26 protein-coding genes and 1 pseudogene are annotated in these 25,301 nt (G+C 62.7%); 11 read left to right on the top strand and 16 right to left on the bottom strand.

Annotated elements, in window-relative coordinates; all coding sequences use genetic code 11:
- The first annotated feature begins 7 nt into the window (after positions 1-7).
- From EB235_RS08485 to EB235_RS08475, 3 genes are read left to right on the top strand one after another with little or no spacing between them, the layout of a single operon-like run.
- Positions 8-925 carry an ABC transporter permease gene (locus EB235_RS08485; protein ID WP_027031412.1) on the top strand — a complete coding sequence of 306 codons (918 nt, stop codon included), beginning with the start codon at positions 8-10 and terminating at the stop codon, positions 923-925.
- A complete protein-coding gene (locus EB235_RS08480) occupies positions 922-1,743 on the top strand; it encodes an ABC transporter permease (protein WP_027031413.1) in 822 nt (273 codons plus the stop codon). The genes EB235_RS08485 and EB235_RS08480 overlap by 4 nt, the downstream gene beginning before the upstream one ends.
- 52 nt (positions 1,744-1,795) lie before the next feature.
- Complete coding sequence (locus EB235_RS08475) at positions 1,796-2,869, top strand: ABC transporter ATP-binding protein (RefSeq protein WP_027031414.1); 1,074 nt, start codon at positions 1,796-1,798, stop codon at positions 2,867-2,869.
- On the opposite strand, the gene EB235_RS08470 is transcribed toward EB235_RS08475, so the two are convergent.
- From EB235_RS08470 to EB235_RS08450, 5 genes are all read right to left on the bottom strand, one after another.
- Positions 2,833-4,143 (bottom strand): flavin monoamine oxidase family protein, encoded by a 1,311-nt coding sequence (locus tag EB235_RS08470; RefSeq protein ID WP_027031415.1) that lies wholly within the window; start codon positions 4,141-4,143, stop codon positions 2,833-2,835. The genes EB235_RS08475 and EB235_RS08470 overlap by 37 nt on opposite strands.
- Complete coding sequence (locus EB235_RS08465; RefSeq protein ID WP_027031416.1) at positions 4,140-5,216, bottom strand: extracellular solute-binding protein; 1,077 nt, start codon at positions 5,214-5,216, stop codon at positions 4,140-4,142. The genes EB235_RS08470 and EB235_RS08465 overlap by 4 nt, the downstream gene beginning before the upstream one ends.
- Before the next feature lie 111 nt (positions 5,217-5,327).
- Positions 5,328-6,410: an ABC transporter substrate-binding protein gene (locus EB235_RS08460; protein WP_027031417.1), complete on the bottom strand. Its 1,083-nt coding sequence runs from the start codon at positions 6,408-6,410 to the stop codon at positions 5,328-5,330.
- 48 nt (positions 6,411-6,458) lie between these two features.
- Complete coding sequence (gene betI / locus EB235_RS08455) at positions 6,459-7,145, bottom strand: transcriptional regulator BetI (RefSeq protein WP_027031418.1); 687 nt, start codon at positions 7,143-7,145, stop codon at positions 6,459-6,461.
- Positions 7,146-7,151: 6 nt separating this feature from the next.
- Positions 7,152-7,946 carry a class I SAM-dependent methyltransferase gene (locus EB235_RS08450; protein WP_027031419.1) on the bottom strand — a complete coding sequence of 265 codons (795 nt, stop codon included), beginning with the start codon at positions 7,944-7,946 and terminating at the stop codon, positions 7,152-7,154.
- Between the two features lie 201 nt (positions 7,947-8,147).
- On the opposite strand from EB235_RS08450, the gene EB235_RS08445 reads away from it, so the two are divergent.
- The 4 genes from EB235_RS08445 to EB235_RS08430 are packed head-to-tail and all read left to right on the top strand — an operon-like array spanning position 8,148 to position 12,845.
- Positions 8,148-9,767 carry a phytoene desaturase family protein gene (locus EB235_RS08445; RefSeq protein ID WP_027031420.1) on the top strand — a complete coding sequence of 540 codons (1,620 nt, stop codon included), beginning with the start codon at positions 8,148-8,150 and terminating at the stop codon, positions 9,765-9,767.
- Positions 9,754-11,319, top strand: a complete 1,566-nt coding sequence (locus tag EB235_RS08440) for a phytoene desaturase family protein (protein WP_027031421.1) — start codon at positions 9,754-9,756, stop codon at positions 11,317-11,319. Before EB235_RS08445 ends, EB235_RS08440 begins: the two co-directional genes overlap by 14 nt.
- 3 nt (positions 11,320-11,322) lie before the next feature.
- Complete coding sequence (locus EB235_RS08435) at positions 11,323-12,582, top strand: aminomethyltransferase family protein (protein ID WP_027031422.1); 1,260 nt, start codon at positions 11,323-11,325, stop codon at positions 12,580-12,582.
- Between the two features lie 2 nt (positions 12,583-12,584).
- On the top strand, positions 12,585-12,845 hold the full coding sequence (locus EB235_RS08430) for a hypothetical protein (RefSeq protein ID WP_027031423.1): 261 nt from the start codon (positions 12,585-12,587) through the stop codon (positions 12,843-12,845).
- A 10-nt stretch (positions 12,846-12,855) separates the two neighbouring features.
- Here the strand turns inward: EB235_RS08430 and EB235_RS08425 are convergent, their stop codons facing one another.
- The 4 genes and pseudogenes from EB235_RS08425 to EB235_RS08410 all read right to left on the bottom strand — a co-directional run bounded on the left by EB235_RS08425 (position 12,856) and on the right by EB235_RS08410 (position 15,919).
- Positions 12,856-13,914, bottom strand: coding sequence for a dipeptidase (locus EB235_RS08425; protein WP_027031424.1), 1,059 nt, complete (start codon positions 13,912-13,914; stop codon positions 12,856-12,858).
- Positions 13,915-14,059: 145 nt separating this feature from the next.
- On the bottom strand, positions 14,060-14,359 hold the full coding sequence (locus EB235_RS08420; RefSeq protein WP_027031425.1) for a GNAT family N-acetyltransferase: 300 nt from the start codon (positions 14,357-14,359) through the stop codon (positions 14,060-14,062).
- Positions 14,360-14,361: 2 nt separating this feature from the next.
- Entirely contained in the window at positions 14,362-14,982 is a 621-nt protein-coding gene (locus tag EB235_RS08415; RefSeq protein ID WP_027031426.1) for an alpha/beta hydrolase, read from the bottom strand.
- Positions 14,983-14,986: 4 nt separating this feature from the next.
- A pseudogene (locus EB235_RS08410) lies at positions 14,987-15,919 on the bottom strand (ring-cleaving dioxygenase).
- Positions 15,920-16,147: 228 nt separating this feature from the next.
- Here EB235_RS08410 and EB235_RS08405 point away from each other — a divergent pair.
- The gene (locus tag EB235_RS08405) at positions 16,148-17,719 is read left to right on the top strand and encodes an alkaline phosphatase family protein (protein ID WP_027031427.1); all 1,572 of its coding nucleotides are present in this window, start codon (positions 16,148-16,150) and stop codon (positions 17,717-17,719) included.
- Positions 17,720-17,767: 48 nt separating this feature from the next.
- Here EB235_RS08405 and EB235_RS08400 read toward each other — a convergent pair whose 3' ends face one another.
- A complete protein-coding gene (locus EB235_RS08400; RefSeq protein ID WP_027031428.1) occupies positions 17,768-19,051 on the bottom strand; it encodes a PRC-barrel domain-containing protein in 1,284 nt (427 codons plus the stop codon).
- Between the two features lie 275 nt (positions 19,052-19,326).
- Between EB235_RS08400 and EB235_RS08395 the strand changes: the two genes are divergently transcribed.
- Positions 19,327-20,247, top strand: coding sequence for a diacylglycerol/lipid kinase family protein (locus EB235_RS08395; RefSeq protein WP_027031429.1), 921 nt, complete (start codon positions 19,327-19,329; stop codon positions 20,245-20,247).
- 29 nt (positions 20,248-20,276) lie between these two features.
- On the opposite strand, the gene EB235_RS08390 is transcribed toward EB235_RS08395, so the two are convergent.
- Entirely contained in the window at positions 20,277-20,450 is a 174-nt protein-coding gene (locus tag EB235_RS08390) for a hypothetical protein (RefSeq protein ID WP_080680839.1), read from the bottom strand.
- Positions 20,451-20,605: 155 nt separating this feature from the next.
- Here EB235_RS08390 and EB235_RS08385 point away from each other — a divergent pair, with 155 nt between their 5' ends.
- A complete protein-coding gene (locus tag EB235_RS08385; protein ID WP_027031430.1) occupies positions 20,606-22,138 on the top strand; it encodes a sensor histidine kinase in 1,533 nt (510 codons plus the stop codon).
- A 22-nt stretch (positions 22,139-22,160) separates the two neighbouring features.
- Here the strand turns inward: EB235_RS08385 and EB235_RS08380 are convergent, their stop codons facing one another.
- From EB235_RS08380 to EB235_RS08370, 3 genes are all read right to left on the bottom strand, one after another.
- Positions 22,161-22,625, bottom strand: a complete 465-nt coding sequence (locus tag EB235_RS08380; protein WP_027031431.1) for a hypothetical protein — start codon at positions 22,623-22,625, stop codon at positions 22,161-22,163.
- Positions 22,626-22,634: 9 nt separating this feature from the next.
- Complete coding sequence (locus EB235_RS08375; protein WP_027031432.1) at positions 22,635-22,961, bottom strand: DUF883 family protein; 327 nt, start codon at positions 22,959-22,961, stop codon at positions 22,635-22,637.
- A 191-nt stretch (positions 22,962-23,152) separates the two neighbouring features.
- Entirely contained in the window at positions 23,153-23,914 is a 762-nt protein-coding gene (locus EB235_RS08370) for a Crp/Fnr family transcriptional regulator (protein ID WP_027031433.1), read from the bottom strand.
- Between the two features lie 80 nt (positions 23,915-23,994).
- On the opposite strand from EB235_RS08370, the gene EB235_RS08365 reads away from it, so the two are divergent.
- Positions 23,995-24,444 (top strand): response regulator, encoded by a 450-nt coding sequence (locus EB235_RS08365; RefSeq protein ID WP_027031434.1) that lies wholly within the window; start codon positions 23,995-23,997, stop codon positions 24,442-24,444.
- A 37-nt stretch (positions 24,445-24,481) separates the two neighbouring features.
- Here EB235_RS08365 and EB235_RS08360 read toward each other — a convergent pair whose 3' ends face one another.
- Positions 24,482-25,033, bottom strand: a complete 552-nt coding sequence (locus tag EB235_RS08360; RefSeq protein ID WP_027031435.1) for an RNA polymerase sigma factor — start codon at positions 25,031-25,033, stop codon at positions 24,482-24,484.
- A 3-nt stretch (positions 25,034-25,036) separates the two neighbouring features.
- On the bottom strand, positions 25,037-25,240 hold the full coding sequence (locus tag EB235_RS08355; protein ID WP_027031436.1) for a NepR family anti-sigma factor: 204 nt from the start codon (positions 25,238-25,240) through the stop codon (positions 25,037-25,039).
- Positions 25,241-25,301: the final 61 nt, after the last annotated feature.

Below are 25,301 nucleotides of genomic sequence, written 5' to 3'. Positions count from 1 at the left end.
TCTGCCAATGACGGCGGCGGCGGAAGGGTCGCCCCCGTTGCGCATGACGCGGGCCAGACGAAATGCCCTTCTGCAATCCGAGCCCGTTCAGGGCTTTGCCCTGATCAGCCCGACCTTTCTTTACGCCCTCATTCTTCTGGTCCTGCCGATCCTGGTGGTCATCGCCCACTCGTTCTGGACGCAGCACTATCTGACCATCGACCGCACCTTCACACTGGAGAATTACCGCGTCGCGCTGACCGAGCCGATCTACCGGGACCTGTTGTGGCGCTCGCTCTACATCTCGCTGACGGTCAGCTTTTTCACCGTCATCCTCGCCTATCCGATCGCCTACTTCATCTCCTTCCATGGCGGCCGCCACAAGAGCCTGTGGCTGTTCCTCATCACCATCCCGTTCTGGACCAGCTATCTGCTGCGCGTCATGTCGTGGAAGGTCATCCTTGGCTATAATGGTGTGCTCAATTCCGGCCTGATGGGCCTCGGCATCATTGATGAGCCGTCGACGGCGCTGCTCTACAATTCGACTGCTGTCATCATCACGCTCACCCATGCCTGGGCGGCCTTCGCCATCCTGCCGATCTTCGTCTCGTTGGAAAAGGTCGACCGCACGCTGGTCGAAGCAGCCACAGATCTCGGCGATGGCCCCTTGCGCTCGTTTCTGCGCGTGACCTTGCCGCTGTCGGCGCCGGGCGTCATCTCGGCGGCGCTGATCGTCATGATCCCGACGGTCGGCGACTATGTCACGCCAAAGCTTGTCGGCGGCAAGGATGGCGTCATGATCGCCAACGCCATCCAGGCGCAATTCGGCAAGGCAGCCAACTGGCCGCTGGGTGCCGCCCTTTCCGTCACCACCATGCTGATCGTCACGCTGATGGCGGGCGCTACGGTGCTGATCATCCGCGCTTTGCAGAGGCTCGCACGATGAGGGCGCGGCGTTTCCTGTCGGGCGGCTGGCTGTCCGTCTATGCGTTCCTCTACGTCGTCTTTCTCTATCTGCCTGTCATCTTCCTGCCGATCTTCTCGATCAACACCGCTCCGACGCCAAAATTCCCGCTCACCGGCTTCACGCTGCAATGGTATGCGGACTTGCCACACACGCCGGCTCTGCTTGACGCCGCCTGGAACAGCCTGAAAGTCGGCGTCTCGGCTTCGATTCTCGCTACGGTGCTCGGCATCCTCGCCGCGCGCTCCATCACCCGCTACCGCTACCCCGGCCGCCGCACCATCAACGGCCTGATCATGGCACCGCTGGTGCTGCCGGAGGTGATCGTCGCCATCTCGATGTTGCTGGTGATGCTGCAGCTGGGCCTCAGCCTGTCGCTGTTCACCGTCGTGCTCGGCCACGTGCTGGTCTGCATTCCTTATTCGATGACCGTGCTGACCTCCGGCTTCGAAGGTTTTGATCGCAGCCTGGAGGAGGCCTCCGCCGATCTCGGCGAAAGCGCCTTCGGCACCTTCCGCCGTGTGACGCTGCCAATGGTGGCGCCGGCGATCATTTCCAGCCTGCTCGTCTGCTTCACCATTTCGCTCGACGAGTTCATCATCGCGTTCTTCCTGACCGGTACCGAAGCGACGTTACCGATCTACATCTGGGGCCAGTTGCGTTTCGCCTCGAAACTGCCGGGCGTGCTGGCGTTGGGCACGCTGCTTCTGGTTGCCTCTTTCCTGTTGATGACCGTCGCCGAAATCCTGCGTCGCCGCGCGGCCAGACGCACCCAGAACGAGGGAGGCCTCTATGCCTGACCAGCCGCAGATCGAGCGCTCCCAATCCGATCGGGCCCAATCTGATCGGGCCATGATCGAAATCCGCAACGTCACCCGCAGCTATGGATCGTTCAAGGCGCTGGACGACGCCTCGCTGACGATCAGGGAAGGTGAGTTCTTCTCGCTGCTTGGTCCGTCCGGCTGCGGCAAGACGACGTTGTTGCGCATGATCGCCGGCTTCGACAATCCGACCAGCGGATCGATCGCAGTTGGCGGCCAGCCGATGGAAGGCATTCCGGCCAACCGCCGTCCCACCAACATGGTGTTCCAGAGCTATGCGATCTTCCCGCACCTCAATGTCGAGCAGAACGTCGCCTATGGGCTGAAGCGGCTGAAGCTGCAGGGCGGCGAGGAGAAGCGCCGCGTCGAGGAGGCGCTGGCGCAGGTGTCGCTGACCGGCCTCGGCAAGCGGTTGGCCACAGAACTGTCCGGCGGCCAGCGCCAGCGTGTGGCGCTCGCGCGTGCGCTCGTCATGCGGCCCAAGGTGTTGCTGCTCGACGAACCGCTGTCAGCGCTGGACAAGAAATTGCGCGAGCAGATGCAGGTCGAACTGCGGCGCCTGCAGCAGGCCGTCGGCATCACCTTCGTGCTGGTCACCCACGACCAGTATGAAGCGCTCGCCATGTCCGACCGCATCGCGGTGATGTTCGGCGGCCGAATAGCGCAGGTCGCCTCGCCCAAGGAAATCTACCAGCGGCCGGTCAACCGCCAGGTCGCCGACTTCCTCGGCGGCATGAATTTCGTCAAGGCTGAGATCGTCGAGGAAAATGCCGCTTCGCTGGTCGTCGACACGTTGGGCTTCGGGCGTGTGAAAACCGACAAGCCAAAGGCCTTCGTGCGCAATGGCGGTGGCGCGACGCTAGGGATCCGGCCCGAGCGCCTGCGCGTTTTGTGGGACAATGCGACGGCAAAATTCGAGGTCGCCGGCAAGGTGGTCGAACGCCACTATTTCGGCGAGATCACCCACCTGATCGTCGAGATACCCGGGCTGGAAAAGCCGCTATCGGTGACCGAAACCAATGATTTCGGCGCCGATGACATCCCGGTCGGCACCTCGATCCGCCTCGCCTACGACCCCGAGGCGCTGGTGGCGATGGGAGACTGAAGGTCGATCACGATCTTCCTGGCCGCGATGCGGCCCGCAACGATCGCGCCTTCGACATAGCCGGGAAATGACGGCGACAGTTCCGAAGCAGCGAAATGGACCGGTGATGCACCCGCCAGAATCGTGCGCTCAGCATCCCTCGCCGTCACGTCGACAATCAGGTCGCTGTAGGCGCCACCGCTCCAGCAGTCCTCAATCCAGTCGCGCGAGCTGAAATCGATGACATCGCCGGCATCCGGACCGAGGGCCTCCTGCAATCGTGCCGTCACTTCCGCACGCAGTGCCGCCCCACTCAACCCCCGCCAGCGCAGCGCCAGCGGTCCGCCGATGAAGACGACGAGCGCGGCATGCTCCGCGTCCTTGCTGGCGTCGCAGGCAAACAATCCCGGCAGGTCGCGCCACATCACCATGCCGCTCAAATCCCGCTCGCGCCAGAATGGGCTGGGATAGCGCACCAGGACCTTGATCACCGCGCCACTTTCCCAGACGCCAAGCGCTCGTCCGAGACAGAGCGGCAAGGCGGGCGCGAAGTCGAGCTTCGCGGCCGTCGCCGGCGGCAGGGCGACCAGCACTTGACGCGCTTCGATCGTGCTGTTGGCAGAGACGACCCGAACGCCTCGCGGCCCATGTTCGATGCGCGTTACCGGCTCATTCAGCCGCATCCGGTCGCCGATATCGCCAGCCAGATCCTCGGCCAGAGACTGCATGGTCTCGCGCAGGAAATATTGCAGCTCCGGCACTTCGTTGGTGATGCGGCGGTCATTGTCGATCAGGTACCAGAGCGGCACCCTGTCCATCGGCAGGCACCACAGGCCCTCGATCATCGACCGGAAAGCCGTCTTGGCATCGGTAGCGTCTTTCTGACGGTCGAGCCAGACGTTGACGGTCAGCCCCACTATCGAGGGGTCGTCCGGTTCGATCCCGTTCATACGCTCGCGGATCGCCATCGCGCCGTGATAGGTCCGCTTGGCGTCCTTGGCCGACATCGACGGATGGGTGATGAAATCGCCGTCGACATAGGTTTCGACGAATGTCTTGCCGCGGGCTTTCGCCAGCGCCATCACTTCAGGCATATCTTCGCAGAGGAACTGGCCGCCGCTATCGATGCGCTCGTCAAGCCCGTTGCGGATCGCTTCGACCCGTCCGCCGACACGATCGCGTGCCTCGAGCAGCACAAAATCGACGCCGGCCTGCTTCAGTTCAAGCGCCGCCGACACGCCGGTGAAGCCGGCGCCGACGATGATGATTTCGGTTCTTTGCAGTTTGCTCGTCAATAGCCGGCCTTGATCTTCTCGAACTCGTCGACCATGCGCTTCTTCAGCTCGGGCGCGACCGGCTGCTGGAACAGCGTCTTGTCGAGGAACTTGTCGATGTCGTCGAAGCCGCGCTCGGCCAGCACCTTGTGGTCGATCGCGGCCATTCCGGCGCTGTTGCCATGACCGTAACCGAACGTCGTGACCATGTACTTCGAAATGCCAGGCGCATTGACCGCGCTCAGGAAATCATAGGCCTGGTCGAGCTTGCCTGGCGCGTCCTTCATCAGCACGTAGCCGCACACCCAGGTCGACATGCCCTCCTTGGTATCGCGGTTCATGGCGACGGGAACGCCTTGCCCATTCATCGCGATCAGCGTCTGGCCCCACCCCCAGGCGAGGTCGACCTCATTGCCGGAAAAAGCCTGATCGATATCGCTCGAATCGGTCCAGTAGAGACGGACGTTCTTGTGCACCTGGCGCAGGAAATCGGACGCCTCCTTGAACTGCGCGTCGGTCATCTTGGTCCAGTCCTTGAGACCAATGACCAGGCTTGCCAGGGCATAGGCGTCGTCGACATTGTCGCCGATGGTGACGCGGCCCTTGAATTTCGGATCGGCCAGGATCCGCAGCGACTGCGCCTCTTGAGCCGTCACATTGTCGGTGCGGTAGAGCAGTGCCGTATTGCCCCAGTCGAACGGCATGAACCAGGCCTTGCCGTCGGCGGTGGTGGTGAGGTTCTTCATCCCCATGATGCCTGGATTGAGGTCCTTCCAGCCGGCAATCCGGGACGTATCCAGCGGCTGCAGCAAACCCGCATCGCGCCATTTCGCCACGCTTTGCGAACAGGGATGCGCAATGTCGGTCTTGAAGCCCGCCCGCATCTTTTCGAACGCCTCGTCCTCGTCACCGAAGAAGGCAAAGGTCGGCTCGGCGCCATGTTTGGCGGTGTAGGCGGGATGCAGCAACGGATCCTCGTAACCGGACCAGTCGAACACCACGAGATCGCCGCCGCCTGCCGCGAACGCATAGACCGCGCCGGCGCCGATCAGGCAGGCGGCGGCAAGGGCAAGGCGGCGCAGCACTGACGTCATGGCGAAACTCCCCCATCGCGAAAAAGCTGCTGCGAGGTTAGGAGAAATCATCTGCTTTGGCGAGGCCCGTCCGCCCGCCATGTCGGCGGCGGACGGGCAGTAGAAACGAGATCAATACCCGGCTTTGATCTTCTCGAACTCGGCGATCATCTTCAGCTTGAGGTCGGACGGCAGCGGCGATTGGAACAGCGTCTTGTCGACGAATTTCTGGACGTCGTCATAGCCTTTTTCCTTGAGGATCGCCGGATCGACGCCAGCCATGCCCTTGGCGTTGGCCTGGCCATAGCCCCAGTCCTTAACCAGCACCTTGGCGGTCTCCGGATCGTTCACGGCGTTCAGGTAGTCATAGGCTTTGTCGATGTTCCCGGGCGCGTCCTTGAACAGAACATAGCCGCAGACCCAGGTCGAGATGCCTTCATTGGTGTCCTTTATGGACTTGATCGGCACGCCTGCCTTGACGGACTGCACCGTCGCGTCGTTCCAGGCCCAGGCGAGGTCGACCTCGCCGCCACTCAACAGTTGCACGATATCGGTGGTATCGGTCCAGTAAGAGCGGACGTTCTTGTGCACCTGGCGCAGGAAGTCGGACGCCTGCTTGAACTGGTCGTCCGTCATCGTGGTCCAGTCCTTCATGCCGATGGCAAGCGCCGCCAGCGCATAGGCGTCGTCGACATTGTCGCCGATCGACACCCGGCCCTTGAACTTCGGATCGGCAAACGCCTTCAGCGACTGCACGTCCTTGGCGTCGATCTTGGAGGAGTTGTAGGTGAGCTGCGTGTTGCCCCAGTCCCAAGGCATGAACCACGCCTTGCCGTCAGCGGTCGTGGCGAGGTTTTTCATCGCCATGATGCCGGGATTGAGGTCTTTCCAGCCCGTGATCCTCGAGGTGTCGAGCGGCTGCAGCAGCCCGGCTTCGCGCCACTTCGTCACGCTCTGCGAGCAGGGATGACCAAGATCGGACTTGAAGCCGGAGCGCACCTTCTCAAACGCCTCATCCTCGTCACCGAAGAAAGCAAAGGTCGGCGAATCGCCGTTCTTCTCGACATATTTCGGATGGAAGCTCGGATCCTCGTAGCCGGACCAGTCGAACACGATCAGGTCCTTGTCGGCGGCGACGGCGAACGCTGTGGCCGAAGCCGCAAGCGCGCCGCCCAGCGCCAATGTCAATGTCAGGCGTCGGCTAAGTTTCTTCATGCTGCTCCATCCTCTTTTGGTCTTGCCGGTCTTGGCGGCCGGCTGTTGCTAACCGAAGTGCTTCGGGAAGGCAGAGGCCAAGAAAGCGTTGGCCGCCTGCAAGGCTGTTTCGCGCGTTGTGTCCTCGGTGCCCATCATCAGCCGCAGCCATAGCCCCTCCAGCATGGCCGACAGCGCCAACGCCATCACCTGCGGCTCATAGGCATAGGAGCCGCTCTGCTTGAGCGTCGTGCAGAGATCGATGAAGACCTGCTGGTAATAATTATCGCGCGAACTGCTCAGCGCTTGGTAGGTCGGCCGCGACTTGGCCTCGCCCCAAAAGGCCAGCCAGGCGGCGAGCTTGCGCTTGTTGCAGATCGAGCGGTCGAAGTCGGCCCACACCAGTTGCTGCAGCTGTCGCGCCGGATCGTCGCCTGCCTTCTGCAGCGAAGCGCGCCAATGCGCCGAATACTCGTCATACATGTGCTGCAGCGTGGCGATCAGCAGCTTTTCCTTGCTCTCGAAATGGAAGTTGACGATGCCGCGCGACAGGCCCGCGCCATCGGCGACATCGGCCATCGTCGTCTCGGCGTAGCCGCGCTTGGCGAGCGAATCGATCGTCGCCTCGATCAGCTGCAGCTGACGGACCTCCTTCGAAGCCTTGCGGCCGCGCTTTTCGGCATCGCCCTTTCGCGCCGTTTCGGCGAGAATGTCCCTGGCCTCGGAAGTCTTCATGGATGTGACGGTCTCCAGCATTGCCGGCTATCCTACCGGCTTCCAACCGCGCAGATGAGTGGGACGGTGCTCGCCACTGTCAAGCACCTTCTGCATTGCCTCCCAGGTCTTGATGTTCTTGTCGACATAGGCCGCGCCGACCGCTGCCGCGACCTGTCGGTAGAGCGGTCCCTTGAGCCGCGTGAGTTCCCCGCGCGCCACCTCCCGGTACCAGGGATTGCGGTCGCGCACGGTGACATCGGTAAAGCCGGCGCCACGCATCGCCTGGGCATAGCGCGCGGGCGAGGCCATGGCGAAGGACAGCCCCTCGGCGGCGACATAGGCCTTCATCTCGGGCGACGGTTCACCGTCATGGCCAATCATCCAGTTGGAAGCCGCAAAGACGCCGCCCGGCTTCAGCACCCGGAATATCTCGGCGAACAGCGCGTCCTTGTCAGGCACGTGCAGCAGCGCATCCTTGGAGAAGACGACATCGAAGGAGCGATCGGCGAAAGGCAGCGGTCCCGGCGGCCCCAGGATGAAGCTGGCCTTCTGCTCCAACCCACGCGCCGCGGCACGTTGCCGGGCCGCCTCGATCACCGGCTGTTCGACATCAAAACCGGTGGCCTGGGCAGCGCCATGGCGCTCGATCAGATGCAGCGCGATGCCGCCGGAGCCGCAGCCGATGTCGAGGATCGTCTTGTCATGGAGCGAAAGGCCCTCGACCACCCGGTCGACCTCTTCTGGCCCACCCGGTGACAGGTAGCCGTCGCCCCACAGCGCCTCGAGGAAGCGGATGGCGGTGTCGTCATACTCCGGCTCGGCATCTGCCGTTTCGATCATCGGACTTCGGCTCCGTCAGCCGATTTCATCAGTTTCGAATGCCGGCAAAGCGTAACCCATGCTGGGGAAAACGCAACATCATTTGTTGAACATTCATTCAGTATGGCTGGACAGAACGGCTGATATCGTGCCAGATTCCGCCCAATCGGGAACAGATCACGCAAAAATGAACAGCGGGTCGCGCATGAGAACAGGGCCAACATGAAAGCTTGGGACGCGATCATCATCGGCGGCGGACACAACGGTCTGGTCAACGCCTGCTACCTGCAGCGTGCCGGGCTCGACGTGCTGGTGGTCGAGAAGAACGACTGGGTCGGAGGTGCAGCCACCAGCCGTGAGCTGACGCCGGGCTTCCTTTACTCCAACTGCTCCTATGTCTGCTCGCTGTTTCGCCCCGAGATCATGCGCGACCTCGAACTGCCGCGCTTCGGCCTGCAGGTCATCTCCTATGAGGGCGGCGCGGTGTTCACCCGCGATGGCGACTACCTCGCCAACTACCGCGACCACGATGCGCACCGGCGCGAATTCGCCCGCTTTTCCAAACGCGATGCAGAAGCCTATGACCGTTACGCCCGCGACGTGACGCGGCAGTGCCGCTTCATCCAGCCGCTCTTGATGCGGACCGCCCCCGACCCGACCAGCCTCAAGCCGCGCGACCTCGGCGAGCTGCTGTACCTTGGTAAGAAATTCGCCGGCCTGTCTGCTGAGGAAATGGCGCTGACACTGCGCTTCTGGACCATGTCGATCTCGGAATTCCTCGACGAATATTTCGAGACCGATGTCATCAAGGCGAACTTCGCTCTGTCCGGCATCATCGGCACAGCACTCGGGCCGATGTCGCCCGGCACGGCTTACGTGCTGCTGCACCACTACATGGGCGAGGTCGACGGCTCGGTCGGCGCCTGGGGCTATGCGCGCGGCGGCATGGGCGCGGTCACCAAGGCGCTTGCCGCGTCGTTCAAGGCGTCGGGTGGCACCATCCGCACCGGCGCCGAGGTCGACCATGTGCTGGTGAGCCGAGGCAAGGCCAAGGGCGTGGTTCTGGCCGGCGGCGAGGAGATTTACGGCAAGCTCGTCGTCTCCAACGCCGACGTGAAGCGCACGTTCCTGAAGCTGGTCGAGGAGAAGGAACTGCCCGACATTTTCCTGCGCCGGGTGAAGAACTTCAAGATCCGCGGCTCGTCCGGCAAGGTCAACATCGCGCTCGATTCGCTGCCGGAATTCCCCGCGCTGCCGAAGGATTCGCCGGTCTATCGCGGCGACATGCATTTCACCGATTCGATGGAGCGCATGGAGCGCGCCTATGACGACTGGAAGGCCGGTCGCTGGTCGTCTGACCCGTTCCTCGACATGGTGATCCCGACGACGCTCGACCCGACCATGGCGCCGCCGGGCAAACACTTCATGAGTTGCTTCGTGCAGTACGCGCCGCCGAAGGTGAACGGCCAAGACTGGACCGATGCCGACCGCGATGGTTTCGCCGAAAGCGTAATTGCGCAGATAGCCGAATACTCGCCGGGCTTCCGTGACCGCATCATCCACATGGAGGTGCGCACGCCACGCGAGATCGAGGCCGAGGTCGGCCTCACCGAAGGGAACATTTTTCAGGGCGAACTGACCTTCGACCAGCTTTTGTTCAACCGCCCGGTGCCGGGCTACGCGCAATATCGCTCGCCGGTCGGCGGGCTCTATATGTGCGGCTCCTCGACCCATCCCGGCGGCGGCGTCATGGGTGCGCCCGGCCGCAATGCCGCCGCCGAGATCCTGCGCGATCTCGCCAAATCCACCTCGCATATGAGCCCAGCCCATGACGTCATTTGATTCCATCGTCATTGGCGGCGGCCACAACGGCCTTGTCGCTGCGGCCACGCTGGCGAAAGCCGGCCGCAAGGTGCTGGTGCTGGAGGCGGGCGCCGAAGTCGGCGGCGCCGCGCGCACCAAGGAATTCGCACCCGGGTTCCGCGCCTCATCAATCGCTCACGTGCTGAACCGTCTGCATCCCGATGTGGTGAAGACGCTGGAGCTGGAGAAACATGGGCTGCAATTTGCCCGCGCCGACTTCCTGCCGTCTGTTGCCCTGTCGAAGGATGGCCCATCGTTGATGCTGCATGGCGCCTATGGCGAGGTGCTGACCGGCGCCAGTTCCTCCGAGCAATCGGCCTGGAAAGAATTGCGCGCGCAGCTGCTGCGCTATGCCGGCATTCTGAAGCCGTTCCTCTCCCGCCGCGCCCCCGATCTCGCCGGCATGTCGTTGCTGGAGACCGCGTCCCTCGGCCAGACCGCACTGGCGCTGAAAAAGCTCGGCAAGGAAGACATGCGCGACTTCCTGCGCGTGCTGTTGATGAACATCGCCGATTTGCTCGACGAACAGCTCGAGGACGACAGGCTGAAAGGCCTGCTCGCCTTCGACGCAACCCTTGGCAGCCATCTCGGCCCGCGCTCGCCAACCTCGCTGCTCGGGCTCTATTATCGACTGGCGGGTGAGACCGGCGGGGCATCCGGTGCGCAAGCTCTGCCAAAGGGCGGCATGGGCGCTGTCGTCGCCGCCATTCGCGCCTCGGCGGAGAAGGCCGGTGTCACCATCCGCACATCGGTTTCCGTGGCAAAAATCATCGTCGAGAAAGGTCGCGCTGTCGGCGTCGTGCTCGACACTGGCGAGGAGTTGCGCGCCAGGACCATCGTCTCGGCCATCAATCCGGCAACCACGTTCCTCGACCTTGTCGGGCCGCGCGAGATCGATACCGGCTTCGTGCGCAAGGTGAAAAACATCCGCATGAAGGGCGACGCCGCCAAGCTCCACTTGGCGCTCGACCGGCCGCCGCAATTTGGCGGGGTCGATGCAGCAGGCCACAAGGGCCGGTTGGTCATCGCCCCCTCGCCCGATCATGTCGAACGCGCCTTCAACCCATGCAAATACGGTGAATTCTCGCCCGAGCCGGTGATGGAGATCACCCTGCCCAGCCTCGCCGAACCCTCGCTTGCGCCTGATGGAGCCTGTGTGCTGTCGGCGGTGGTGCAATACGCGCCCTACGCGTTGAAAGAAGGCTGGGATTCCGGCAAGCCAAAACTGCTCAAGGCGATCATGGCGCAACTCGAGGCTTATGCGCCTGGCATCGGCAAGAGCGTCGTCCATGCCGAGCTTCTCACCCCGGCCGATATCGAGACGCGCTACCGCATGCCGGGCGGCCATTGGCACCATGGCGAATTACAGGCCGACCAGATGCTGATCTCGCGCCCGGTCTCCGGCTGGTCCGGCTACAACACGCCGCTCGAAGGGCTGTTCCTGGCCGGCGCCGGCTCGCATCCCGGTGGCGGTGTCTCCGGTGCACCAGGGCTCAACGCTGCAAAGCGCATCATCGCGATGAAGGAATAGGTCATGGCCCAAGCGACCAGGAAGAAGCCCGTTGCAAAGGCGGCCAATGTGGCTGTTTCCGCGCGCATCGCCGCCCAAGGCCATTTCCGCACGCTGCGCCTTGGCACGCCATTCCAGCCGCGCCTCGATGCGCTGGCCAGAACCCAGGACTGGTACAATTGGGCCGGCTACCGCGCACCGCATTCGCTGTGGGACGAGGAGCTCGAATACTTCGCCATCCGCAGCCAGGCGGCGCTGTTCGACATCTCGCCGATGACCAAATACCGGATCGAGGGGCCGGGAGCCGAAGCCTTCCTCGATCGGGTCACCTTGCGCGATGTCACCAAACTCAGGTCCGGCCGCGTCCACTACACGGCATGGTGCGACGACGAAGGTTTTGTCCTCGACGACGGCACTCTGTTCCGGCTGTCGCCGACCCGCTTCCGCCTGTGTTCGCAGGAGCGGCATCTGCCCTGGCTGCTCGACAGCGCCATCGGCTTCGACGTCATCGTCGAGGAGGAAACCGAGGCGGTCGCCGGGCTCGCGCTGCAGGGGCCAACCTCCTTCGCCGTACTGCGCGATGCCGGCTTTGCCGCCGTCGAGCGATTGAAGATCTTCGACCTCGCCGAGTTTGCCCATGATGGCGGCACCGTCACCATATCGCGCACCGGCTTCACCGGCGATCTCGGCTACGAACTGTTCGTTTCGGCAGACAAGGCGCTGAGCCTGTGGGATCGGTTGATGACAGCGGGCGAACTGCGCGGTATCAGGGCCATCGGCTACATCGCGCTCAACCGCGCCCGGCTCGAGGCCGGGCTGATCGTTGCCAATGCCGATTTCACCACCGCCGAACACGCCATCCGCGCCGACCGCTTGCGCAGGCCCGACGAGATCGGGCTGGGCTTCATGATCGATCCGGGAAAAGGCCATTTCAACGGCCGCCGCGCCATCCTCGAAGCGCGCGCCAAACGCAAGCTCCGCCATGTGCTGGTCGGGCTGGAGATCGAAGGCAACATCCCGGCCGAACACGCCATCGTCTACCACAAGAAAGGCCAGGAGGTCGGACTGGTCAGTGCCGCCATGTGGTCGCCGATGGCCAAGCGCAACATCGCCATCGCTTCGCTGGAGCGGCCATATGGTGATACGATGGTTGAGGACCTCTGGGTCGAGATCTACGCCATGCGCGAGCTGCAGTATCAGAAGCTGATGAAACGGGCCAAGGTGGTGGCACGGCCTTTCATCAAGCTCGACCGCCGCACCGCCAATCCGCCAGCGGATTTCTGACCATGGCCGACGAAGCCGACAAGCTACAAGAAGATGGGGAAGCCGCAGAGCAGTGGGAGCTGGTCAACACGCCGCTTGGCGAACAATGGTCCGGCCGCACGCGCTACGCCGCCGCCATGTTCTTCTACAAGCGCGACGAGATGAGCGCCGAGACGCTCGAAGTCTACCGCATCTGCGCCCGGCTTGATTCAGAAAATCCGCTGCCGATCATCCGCGATCGTGGCGTCGGCAAGGACTGGCTCAAAAGAATTGGTTTCGAATAGCGCCTGCGCGCTATCCAATTGTCTTTTCAAGCATGTTCAACCAATTGCGATAGGCGATTTTTTCGATCAATGCCCGGCCGAAACCGCGCGCGGCCAACGCATCGATCAGCTTCGGCAGGCCGGCGACGTCACCGATGACGGCCGGAATCATGGCGCCGTCGAAATCCGAACCGAGACCGACGCCGTCCTCGCCCAGCGCCTGCAGCAGCGAATCGACATGGCGCACCATGATGTCGAGGCTGGTGTCGCTGTTCATCCTGCCGTCTTCGCGCAAGAAGCCGGTGGCGAAATTCAGCCCGACCATGCCGCCGGACTCGCGGATCGCGCCAAGCTGCCAATCGGTGAGATTGCGTGAATGGGTGCAGAGCGCATGCACATTAGAATGAGTGGCGACCAGCGGCGCATCGCTCAGCGCGGCGACATCGCGAAAGCCTTTCTCGTTCAGGTGCGAAAGATCGATCATGATCTTCAGCTGATTGCAGGCCTTGACCAGCGCCTTGCCGGCGTCAGTCAGACCCGGGCCGGTATCGGGCGAGGACGGAAAGCGGAACGGCACGCCGTGACCGAAAGCATTCGGCCGGCTCCAGACGATGCCGAGCGAGCGCAGGCCGGCCGCATGCAGTACGTCGAGCATGGTGAGTTCGGGATCGATCGCCTCGACGCCCTCGATGTGGAACACGGCGGCGATCGTGCCTCTGGCCATGGCGTTGTGTATGTCGGCGGCGGTCCGGCAGACGGCAAGCGCTCCGGCCCGTTCCAGCCGGAACAGGATCGAGGCCATCGCGATCGTCGAGTTGAGCGCATCGGCGCGCGGCACCTCCGGCGGCAGCGGCTCGCTGTCGCTCGGCGCCAATGGCACGGCGCTGCGCCTGGCCTTCTCGACCGGCGGCGGGAAGATCGCGAACATGCCGCCGGCAAAGCCGCCGGCTTTCGCACGCGGCAGGTCGATATGACCGCCCGACTTCCCCTCGATGAACAGCTTTTCGACGTCCGTGTCCTTCGACTGATAAAGTCGCAGCAGCGTATCATTGTGGCCGTCGAAGACGGGGACGAGGTCTGTTTCGGTCATAGGGGGATCATTCACTTCGTTTGTCGGCACGGCGATATATCATATCTAGGCAAGATATCCGGTCGCGGCAAATGACAAAGCCAATCGGCTGCCGCGACCGCCCCTTCTTCCCATGCATACCGATCGACGATGTGCTTGCGCGCCCCTACTGCTTCAGCACGTCGGCCCATTCCGGATGGCGGCGGAACTGGGCGTTGGCGAAGGGACAAAGCGGGATGATCTTCTTGCCCACTGCCCGAGCATCCTCGACGGCACGGGTGACGAGCCGAAGCCCGGCACCCTGGCCGCGAAATGCGTCCGGCACTTCCGTGTGGTCGATGATGATCTGGTGTTCGCCGATCTTGGTGAAGGTCATCTCGGCCTCGGCGCCACCGGGGCCGCGCAGCACATAACGCCCCTTGGAGCCGCGGTCTTCCAGTTCGATTTCAGGCAGTTGGTCGGGCATTTCTACACTCCTTGAGCGACACCGGCGAAGAGCCGCCGGGCCGCCTCGATTTCGTTTGGCCGCACCTCGTGCCCGCCTTCGTGCCACGCCACTGTGACATCGGCGCCATCGGCACGCAAATAGGCCTCGAGCCGCGTCGTCACGTTCGGCGGGCAGATCGGGTCGCGCTTGCCAGCGGTCAGCAGGATGTGGCGACCGGAAAGGCTGCCCTTCACCTGCGGTTCGAACGGAATCAGCGGATGCATCAGCACCGTAGCGTCGAACAGCTCAGGCTCGGCGAACACCACGGACGCCAGGATGTTGGCGCCGTTGGAGTAGCCGAGGCCGAGCACCGCCGAGGGCTTCGCCTCCTCAACATGCGCCTTGACGAAGGCGACCATCTTGCTCGTCCCCCGCGCCAAATCGTCCATGTCATAGAGGCCCTCGCCGGTGCGGCGGAAAAAGCGCGCCGCACCGTGTTCGGAGACATCGCCGCGCGGCGAGATGACGGTGGCCTGGGGCACGAGATCGCGCCCCAGCGAGACAAGCTGGCTCTCGTCGCCTCCCGTGCCATGGAAGACGAAAAGCAGCGGACCGCCCGGCGAACCGGGCAGCGCCTTGTGGATGTAAGCGTCCTTGCTCATGGCCTTAGCCTTCCAGCTTCTGCAAATGCTGTTCGAGATAGGGCCGGAGATGCTGGTGCTGCGTCGGCAGCTTCAGCGCCTCACCCAGATGCGCGGTATCCTCATCGCGGTCGAATCCCGGCTCGTTGGTGGCGACTTCGAACAGCACGCCGCCCGGCGTGCGGAAATAGATCGCCCAAAAGTAATCGCGGTCGATGACAGGCGTTACCCCATAGCCGGTATCGATCAACGCCTTGCGCACTTCGAGCTGCTTGGCGCGGTTCTCGACGGCGAAGGCGACATGGTGGACCGAGCCGGCGCCGAGATCGGCGAAGGGCGCGGTCGGAAGCGATTCGATGTCTATGACATCGGCGCCATTGCCATTCTTCACGGCAAGCCGCCTGATATTGCCCGACTTGTCGACTTCCTCGTAACCCATGAATTTCAAGAGCTCCTCGGTGGCACCGCCATCCTTCAACCTGAGCGAAACCGAGTGGAAGCCACGGATCGCTTCGTCAGTTGGAATGCCGCCCTTGACCCAGGGTGCTCTGCTATCGGCCTTGTCCTCGACGAGCGCAAAACCGTCGCCGTCCGGCCCGGCAAATCCGAGCCGCTTCTCACCAAAGCTCTACTCGCGGGAGACACCGGTCACGCCCTCGTCGGTGAAGCGCTTTTCCCAATAGTCGAGCGTGCCTTCCGGCACGGAGTAAACCGTGGTGCCGACCTCGCCGACGCCGTGACGGCCCTTGCCGATGTTGGGAAACGGAAAATAGGTCATCACCGAACCGGGTGTGCCGGCCTCGTCGCCATAATAGAGGTGGTAGACGTCAGGCGCGTCGAAATTGACGGTCTTCTTGACCCGGCGCTGGCCGAGCTTGTGGGTGAAGAAATCATTGTTCTGCCGGGCATCCCTGGCCATCGAGGTGACGTGATGCAGGCCCTTGATCTGGTCGAGCATTGTCTCTTGCTCCTTCCCTTGGTGTTTGTGCGGCCCTTGCCGCTGTCCACGCCAATATGAGGACAGCCCTGCTTGCGGCAAAGGCGGCAAACACAGAATGGACTGTGCTGTAAAAGTGAACAATCAAAAGAGATTTGTTCACCAATTGGCTAGTGCAGGTGGCCTTGCGCCGTTGCCGGAAATCGGTTCCATGAGCTGCATTCGAACATACAGCGAAAGGTGTCGCGAGTGACAGGAAAAGCCAGGCGCCCCAACGTTCTCCTGATCACTTGCGACCAGTGGCGAGGCGATTGCCTGTCGGCCGCGGGCCACCCCGTGGTGAAGACACCGAGCGCCGACGCACTGGCCGCCGAGGGCGTGCTGTTCAAGCAGCACTATGGCGGCGCCGCACCCTGCTCGCCGGCGCGCGCGTGCCTCTACACCGGCCTCTACCAGATGAACAATCGCGTCTGCCGCAATGGCTCGCCGCTCGATGCCCGCCATGGCAACATCGCGCGGCATGCGCGCAGCACGGGGTATGACCCAACCCTGTTCGGCTACACCGACGTCTCGCTCGATCCGCGCCTGCTGGCGCCTGATGATCCGAGGCTGAAAAGCTATGAGGGCGTGCTGCCCGGATTCACGGTGCGCCAGCTGCTGCCGGAGCATCAGAAACAGTGGTTGTCCTGGCTGAAGCTGCAGGGCATCGACGCCAGCGCCGGATCCCCGGACATCCACCGTGCCGTGGACGAAGATGGCCACGTCGATGGCGTGACCGAGGCGCCGCCAATCTATTCAAAAGACCATACGCCAACGGCTTTCCTGGCAGGTGAGTTCATCCGCTGGCTGGGCGAGCAGGAACAGGCCACGCCGTGGTTTGCGCATCTGTCCTTCATCAGCCCGCACCCGCCCTTCGTCGTGCCGGAACCCTACAACACACTATACGATCCAGCCGACGGCCCCGCCTTTCGCCGTGCGGAGAGCTGGCGGGCCGAAGCGCAGAGCCATCCCTATCTCGCTTATGATCTCAGCCGGAAGACACGCGCGAACTTCCGCCCGGGCGCCGCAGGCAAGGTGCACGACTGGAGCGAGGATGATTTCCGCCGCATCCGGGCGATCTATTACGGCATGATCTCGGAGGTCGACGCACAGCTCGGGCGGATATGGCATTCGCTCAAGGCTTCAGGCGCGTGGAACGACACAGTCATTGTCCTCACCTCGGACCATGCCGAGATGATGGGCGACCATTTCATGCTGGGCAAGGGTGGCTATTTCGACGGCAGCTACCACATCCCGCTGATCATTCGCGATCCGCGGCATCGCAAGGCTGCGGGCAGCACGGTCGATCGCTTCACCGAAGCGGTCGACATCTTGCCCACGCTTATCGACCTGCTTGGCGAGGCGCCTGAGCCGCATCTCGACGGATGCTCGCTGAAACCCTTCCTGAGCGGCGGAACCCCTGCTATCTGGCGCGACGCCGCGCATTGGGAGTTCGATTTCCGCTCGATCGCAGGCGGCGAGCCCGAAGCACATTTCGGCATTGCCTCGCGCCAGTGCAACCTGGCTGTCATCCGCACCAAGAAATTCAAATACGTGCATTTTGGCGGCGGTCTGCCACCCTTGCTTTTCAACGTCGAGGCAGACCCTGGCGAACTGATTAACCTCGCCAACAGCCCCGCGCATCTGTCCACCCGCCTGGAATTCGCCGAGCGGCTTCTCGCCTGGCGGGCCGAACATCTCGACCAGTCACTGGCGCTGGCGGAGTTGACGGAAAATGGTGTCGCCGGGCACGTCGCCGGCCTTCCTCCTCACCTGACATGAAAAAGCCCGCGCCGGTGTCGGCGCGGGCTTTTCACCGGCTGAACGAAATTACTGCACGATCAAACGCTGCTGGTCGCGCTTCTGCGCATAGCTGCCCTTATCATAGGCGGTTTGCGCCTGAAGCTGCTCCTTGGTGAAGGTCGTGTAGAGATATTTCTTGCCATCCTTGTCGGTCATGAATTTGAGATTATCCAGGCCGACAGCGACTTCCTTCGCGCCAATGCCGAGGAAACCGCCGACATCGACGATCACCGCATCGGTCTTCTTGTCAGGCGTCAGCACGACATCGCCGATCTCGCCGACCTTGGCGTCATTGGCGCCATAGACGGTGGTGCCCTTCAGGTCATCGGCCCTGATTTCGCCAATCGGCATCGCGGTCAGCGTCGACTTGTCGATGGCGGCGGTCTCAGTCTGATCGGGTGCGGTCGGAGCCTCGGCCGTCTTATCCGCCGGAGCGGCGGCTGGAGCGGTTGCTGCCGGCGCGTTGGACGCGGTGGTTGCCGGCACCGGATCGTAAGCCTTGCGGTTGAAGTCCGGCTGTGCCGTCAACTCTTCCTTGGTGGTCTGGGCCACCAGCCAACGGTCGCCATTTTTCTCGGCCCACTGTGCCTTGCTGAAATCATAGGTGACATTCTTGGCGCCGAGACCAAGGAAGCCGCCGACGCCGATGACCAGGGATTCCGCCTTGCCATCCTTGGTCAGCACGATGTCGTTGACGCTACCAATATTCTGCGCGTCATCGCCGGTGCCATTGTAGACGGTTTCGCCGATTATTTTGGTGGCGAGATTGCCGTCAGCACGCTTGACAGGCTCGGCTGGGGCGGCGGCTGGCGCCTGTGCGGTATCCGTCGTCGCGGGCGCGGTCGGGGCTGCTGCGTCGGTGGAAGCGGCAGGCGCCGATGCCGGATCGTAAGGCTTGCTGTCGAACTCCGGATGCGCCGTAAGTTCGTCCTTGGTTGTCTGGGCAACCAGCCAGCGGTCGCCGTTCTTTTCGGCCCACTGCAGCTTGTCGTAGTCGAAGGCGACATTCTTTGCCCCTACGCCCAGAAAGCCACCGACGCCGATGACGACGGATTTCGCCATACCATCCTTGTCGAAGACGACATCGCTGACCTTGCCGATGTTCTCGGCGTCATCGCCGGTGCCATTATAGACGGATTCACCGATGATGTTGGTGACGATGCTGCCTTCCGCATGCGGCACCGGAGCGGCCGCGGCCGGCTCCTGAACAGCGGGGGTGGCGGCAGGGGCTGACGTCGTCGCGCTCTGCGCAAAGGCACCGGTCGCGATCAATGTTGCGAGTGCGGTTGTGGCTAAAAGCGTGCGGATCATGATGATATCTCCTAATGCGTGATTTCATGCGCGCCGCGCTCGATTTGACCGTCATTAGGACGGCCGGCACGGCATTCTCTACGGGTTCACAACGTCGTGATCATGCTGTTGTTCCGACAAAAATGACTGCCAAAAAACACGCAACAGTTGCGTAACGGCCGGAGACGCACGCGCTGAATTGCGCCCTTGCAATGGAACCTTCCCGGCATCGCCACGTTTCAGCCTGCGGCTGGGCGCGTCCCGGCCCTGTCTTGGTTGAGCCGACGGAGTGGGGCATGAAATTTGCGGCGGTGCTGAACCGGGACGGCGGCACCTTGCGCACCACAGATCTCAACGCTTTTTCCGATAGGATGCATCAGACGCTGGAAGCGGCAGGCCATTCGCTGACGATTGATGTGGTTGCCGGCAGGGACGTGGTGGAAACCCTCGACAATGCTGCTTCGCGCCACGCGGTCGATGTCGTGCTGGCCGGTGGCGGTGACGGGACCATTTCTGCGGCGGCCGCAAGGCTGATGGGCAATAAAAAGGCGCTTGCCATTTTGCCGGCCGGCACCATGAACCTGTTCGCACGTGGCCTCGGCATTCCGCAGTCGCTCGATGCCGCGTTGAATTCCTTCGCCGATGGCGAGATCATCGCGGTCGACATGGCCACGGCCAACGGCCGGCCCTTCATCCACCAGTTCTCGATCGGCATGCATGCCAGGATGGTGCAACTGCGCCAGAGGATGGAATTCGGTTCGCGCCTGGGAAAGATCGGCGCTTCGGCCAAGGCCGCATGGGAAACGATCAACAATCCGCCGGCGATGAACGTCACACTGGGGATCGGGGAGGCCGAGATGACGGCGCGCATCACAGCCATCGGCGTCACCAACAATCTGTTCGGCGAGGGCCATCTGCCTTATGCGGACAACCCGGCGGGCGGCGTGCTTGGCATCTATGTCACGGTGGCGCAGCAACGGACCGAACTGATGAAATTCCTCTTCAACATCGCGCGAGGCAAATGGCGCGACAATGAACATGTCGAAATCCATCAATCAGATCGGACGATCCTGAAAATCCACTCCGGCAGCAGGAAGTTCCGCGCCGTCATGGATGGCGAGTTGGTCAGGCTCGAGCGGGAGACGACGATCGAAATCCGGCCTGGCGCGTTGAATGTCCTGGTGCCCGCCAGAGTTGCGGAGGCAAAGGCTGCCTGATGCAATCTCGAACAATGACGGCCGAAACTCTAGCCACCCGGCGCACTTCCTTGCTCTGTCGCCGGTGTCTTGACCATCTGACCATAGATTTCAGCGATGCCCCAGGCCGCGATAGCCAGAAGCAGCGCAGCGATCAGGATGCGCAAGCCATGCCAGCCCCACCGCCCCTGCCGCGCTTTGTCCTGCGGAATGATCTTGGTCATGGCCGGTCCTTGTTTCGTTTTGCGTCTGTTGGCGCACGCGGCAGATCACGGTCGGGTAACGGTTCCTCGCTAGGATGGTTCCGGGCGAGCCGACCGGCCGCAGCCTGGCGAAGCGGCAAAACGGCAAAGGCCGGCACGGACATTGGGGCACTGGGGTGAATAGCAAGGCGGACATAGGGGGCAGCCTGCCGGCTGAAGTGGCCCTTGCGGTCAATGGCAAGGACCGGCTGGCCGTGCTGCACGGGCTGGAGATGCTGGATACGGCGGCCGACCCGGATTTCGACCGCATCAGCAGCCTCGCCGCCACGGTGATGCAGGCACCGATCGCCCTGGTCACGCTCGTCGATCTCGAGCGGCAATGGTTCAAATCCTGTGTTGGCCTGGACGAGACCGAGACCGCGACCGACATCTCCTTTTGCGCCCACGCCATCGCCGCCGGCGACGCGCCCATGGTGGTGACCGACGCGACGACGGACCCGCGCTTCAAAGCCAACCCGCTGGTCACCGGCAAGCATCATGTGCGTTTCTATGCCGGCGCGCCGATGGTCGTGGCAGGCGCGAGGATCGGCACGCTGTGCGTGCTCGACCGCGAGCCGCACGCCTTTCCGTCACAGACCGAGCTCGACCAGTTGAAGACACTCGCCAGCCTTGCCGCCAGCCTGTTCACCTTAAAGGACGCGACCCGCAGCGGCGCCATCGCCGAGGCAGCACTGGCACGCGAGGAAAAACGGCGCGCCATTGCGCTCGACGCGGCCTCGCTCGCCAGCTGGGCATGGGATATCCGCACCGACATGATCGAATGCGATGTCCGGCTGTCGGAACTGTTCAACCTGCCGCGCTCGACCCGGCTTCGGGCGCGCGACATCCTGGGCGCCATCGATCCGCGCGACGTCTACCAGACCGAAACCCGCTTTCGCGATGCCCTGTCCGGCAGTGACGACTATTTCGGCGAATACCGGGTGAAAGGCTTTCATCCGCCGCGCTGGATAGCCACGCGCGGCCGCGTCATCGAGCGCGATGGCGACGGCAAGCCGACACTGATCTTCGGCGTCAACTACGACATTTCCGAGCGCAAGCTCGGCGACGAGCGGCAACGGCTTCTGCTGCGCGAGCTCAACCACCGCGTCAAGAACACGCTGGCGACCGTCCAGGCGCTGGCGACGCAGACCGTGCGTCATGCCCGCCAGCCGAGCGAATTCCTCGAGGCTTTCGGTGCCCGGCTTCAGGCCCTTGGCATCGCCCACAATCTCCTTTCCGACCGCGAGTGGCGCGGCATCGGCATCCGCGAACTCGTCCAGATCGAGATCAGGCCCTTTGACGCCGCCGACCAGCCGCGCATCACAATCTCCGGCGCCGACCTTTTGCTGTCGCCCGACCAGGCCGTCGGCCTTGGACTTATCCTGCACGAGCTGGCCAGCAACGCGCTGCAATATGGATCGTTGTCGGTTGCATCGGGCAAGGTTAATCTCGACTGGAAGGCACAAGGCAAGAAGGACGGCCGGCGCCTGGTGCTCACCTGGCGCGAGAGCGGCGGCCCGGAAGTCGCCCCGCCCGAGCGGCACGGCTTCGGCTCGATCCTCATCCGCCGCAGCCTGGCCAAGGTCATCTCAAGCGAGGTGACCCATGAATTCCGGCCGGAAGGCGTCTTCGCCGAAATATCGATGCCGCTGGAAGATCTGTCGAAATGAGCCGAAATCGGGCCTGACAGACTCACTTCCGGGGATCGACATCCGGATCGTCGCTGCGCGGTTTCACGTTCTCGCGGTAGATGGCATAGGCCGCAAGCACGGCGGCCGGCCCGAGTATGACCCCCAAGCCACCTTTGCCCTTGAGAAGGGTTGGCAGCACCGCGAGCGCTGCCGTAATGCCGATCGCCGTCATGTCCGACTTGCGGCGCTCCGCCCGACGCCTGGCGCGCGACCCGGCCGATATCTGGTAAATCAACAGGATCAGGCCCGCGAGAATCAGAAACCCGATGCCAAAACCCAGAGCTGCGGCAAACGACCCATAGCGAAAAGCGGCCCAGATGTAGGCAGCGCCAATGAGGAAGCCGAGACCGCACAGCGCGGCGATTGTCGCCAGCACATAGATGATGGCCGCCGTGCGCGCGCGGCGCATGGCGGCCAAGGTCTCGCCAGAAGCGAGCCCCGAGATCAGGGACGCGAACATTCCCATTTTTTTCGACTAGCGACGCGCGAGCAGCGCGAAGAGGAAGCCGACACCGGCGGCGATCGCCAGCGACGTGACCGGCTTTTCGCGGACATTTGCCAGCAACTGCGCCTCGATGTCCTTGGCACTGCCGCGAATGCTGTCAAACGCAGCCTCGCCCTGTGCGCGCAATTGCTCGACACCTTCGGTGGCCGCGCGGCGGGCTGTGCCATAACCATGTTCACCGGTCTTGGCCAACTGCTTGGTGAGCTTGTCGATATCGGCCTTCAATTGCCGGATGTCGGCCTCGAGGTCCGAATTCGCCCGCGCCTCGTTGGCGGTCTTCCCTGCGGCGGTTGCCATTGCTTAACTCCTTGTGATTGCTCGATTTCAAACGCGCCGTGCGTCTCAAGGTTCCGATATCGGGATAAACTAGAGCAACTCCAGGAAAAGTGTGAAGCGGTTTTCCGTCCCAAGTTGCGTCAAAAGAAGAGATAGAGCCGAAAACGTGCGCGTAAGCGCCAGCCGCCAATCAATGGGCGAGAGGCGCGTCTTCAGATCAGCGGCCGGCGGCCCTCGCCCAGCCCTTCCCAGCCAGCGAGATGCTTGAGCCCTTCAGTATCGACGACCTCGCAGCCACCGTCGCGCCAGAGGATCAGCTTGCGGTCCATGAGCTTGCGGATCGTCTTGTTGGTGTGAACCAGTGACAGGCCGAGCGTGTCGGCGATATGCTGTTGCGTGATCGGTATCTGGATGGATTGCTTTCCGTTCAGCCCGACAACCTTGGCACGGCTGGCTATGAAAGCAATCAGATAGGCGGCGCGCTCGATCGCGCTGCGTCGGCCGAGACTGAGCAGGTTCTCGTCCAGCATGCGTTCTTCGCGCGATGCGATCCAGGTGATGTCGTAGCCGAGGCCTGGATGGCTGCGGTAGAGCTCGTGCAGATTGTCGCGCTCGAAGACGCAAAGCAGCATTGGCGACAGGGCTTCGACGGAATGCTGCATCTCCCCCATGACGCTGCCTTGCAGGCCAATGAGGTCACCGGGCATCAGGTAGTTGAGGATCTGTCGGCGACCATCCGGCAACAGCTTGTAGCGGAACGCCCAGCCGGACAGCACCGTATAAAGGTGGGCGCTGTGGCTTCCTTCCACGAGGACCGTTGCGCCCTTGTCGACCGCGAGTTCGCCCTTCTTGAACTTGCTGATGAAAGCCAGTTCCTCTTTCTCGAACTCCCGGAAAACCGGCAAGGGCCGCAAAGGACAATTCTCGCAAGGATACTGGCGACCGGAAAAAGTACGCCCATTCTGCCCTGGCATTTCGACCCCTCTTCGAAAGCCTGCCGGTCAGCAGGTCCATTTAAACGTTTTGCCGGGATTGGAGTTCCGGGGTTGAAGGCATGTCTTTTTTAAATGACAACGCGCGCAATAGCGATCATGACTCCGGGCGTTTCAAGGAGCCTTCACCTGTGCCCACATTGCTTGACGGATTGCGGATTCTTGTCCTGGAGGACGAATTCCTCATCGCCATGGATGTCGAGCAGCTTTGCCGCGACCATGGTGCGCAAGAGGTGGTGATCGCTCGCGACCTGACAGAGATCGACGACCAAAAAGTCGCAACGCAATTCGACGCCGCCATCGTCGATCTGATGCTGGGCGGCACCTCGACGCTGGAATTCGCCGCCGGCTTGCGGGAAACAGGCATGCCTTTTGTGTTTGCCTCGGGATATTCGGATGCCGAAGAGATCAGGACATCCTTTCCCGGGGTGAGGCTGGTGACCAAACCCTATTCAGGGGAAGACCTCGTCGAAGCGGTGGCAGCGGCCTACGGACGCGGCTCTCCTGGGTGAGAGCGTTCGACCCGGAGCTGCTATCCGGGCCTTCACCTCAACGCGCCGCCGTGCCTGTCACCTGAGCCGAGATCGCGTCAGGACCATATTCGTCCTCGCCGGAGATTTTCAGGATTTCCTGCAGGCGGGTGCGCGCCCTGCTGACGCGGCTCTTGATGGTTCCGACCGCGCAACCGCAGATTTCGGCGGCCTCCTCATAGGAGAATCCCGAGGCGCCAATGAGGATGATCGCCTCGCGCTGGTCCTCCGGCAATTGCTCGAGAGCGCCACGAAAATCCTTAAGATCCAGTTGGCCGTGCTGGGCGGGATGGACCGCAAGCCTGGCCGTCATGATGCCGTCGCTGTCCTGCACCTCGCGACCGCGCTTGCGCATCTGCGAATAGAATTCATTGCGCAGAATGGTGAAAAGCCAAGCCTTGAGATTGGTGCCGGGCTGGAAGCTCTCATGCTTGTCCCAGGCCTTGACCAGCGTTTCCTGAACGAGGTCGTCGGCCTTGTCGGCATTCTGCGTCAGCGACACGGCAAAGGCCCGCAAGCTCGGGATTGCCCCAAGCAGATCGGTCTTGAAGCCTTGGGAGACCGCGGCCATGCCTCAGTCCTTCTTCTGTGCGGGTTCGGTCTGTTCCAATTGGCTGAGCAATTGGGCGAAGCGATCCGGCACATCGTCGGAGACAAGCTCGTCGTAATATTGTTTGAGTTTACGTCCGATTTCGGAGTTGGCCCCGAGCGGGTCGCCAACTCCATTCCGGCGCTTGCCCGCGGCGCCAGCCAAAATATCTTTCGTCATATCCTTCATTTTGCCCTTATATTCCCAGCACCCAGGCCGCTCATATCACTCAACACAAGGCAAGCGGCAC

Origin of the sequence: Mesorhizobium loti R88b (assembly GCF_013170845.1) — a bacterium.
In the GTDB taxonomy this organism is placed as follows: Bacteria; Pseudomonadota; Alphaproteobacteria; order Rhizobiales; family Rhizobiaceae; genus Mesorhizobium; species Mesorhizobium loti_B.
The sequence above is the reverse complement of the archived record's forward strand: the minus strand, read 5'-3'. Positions and strand labels throughout refer to the sequence as shown.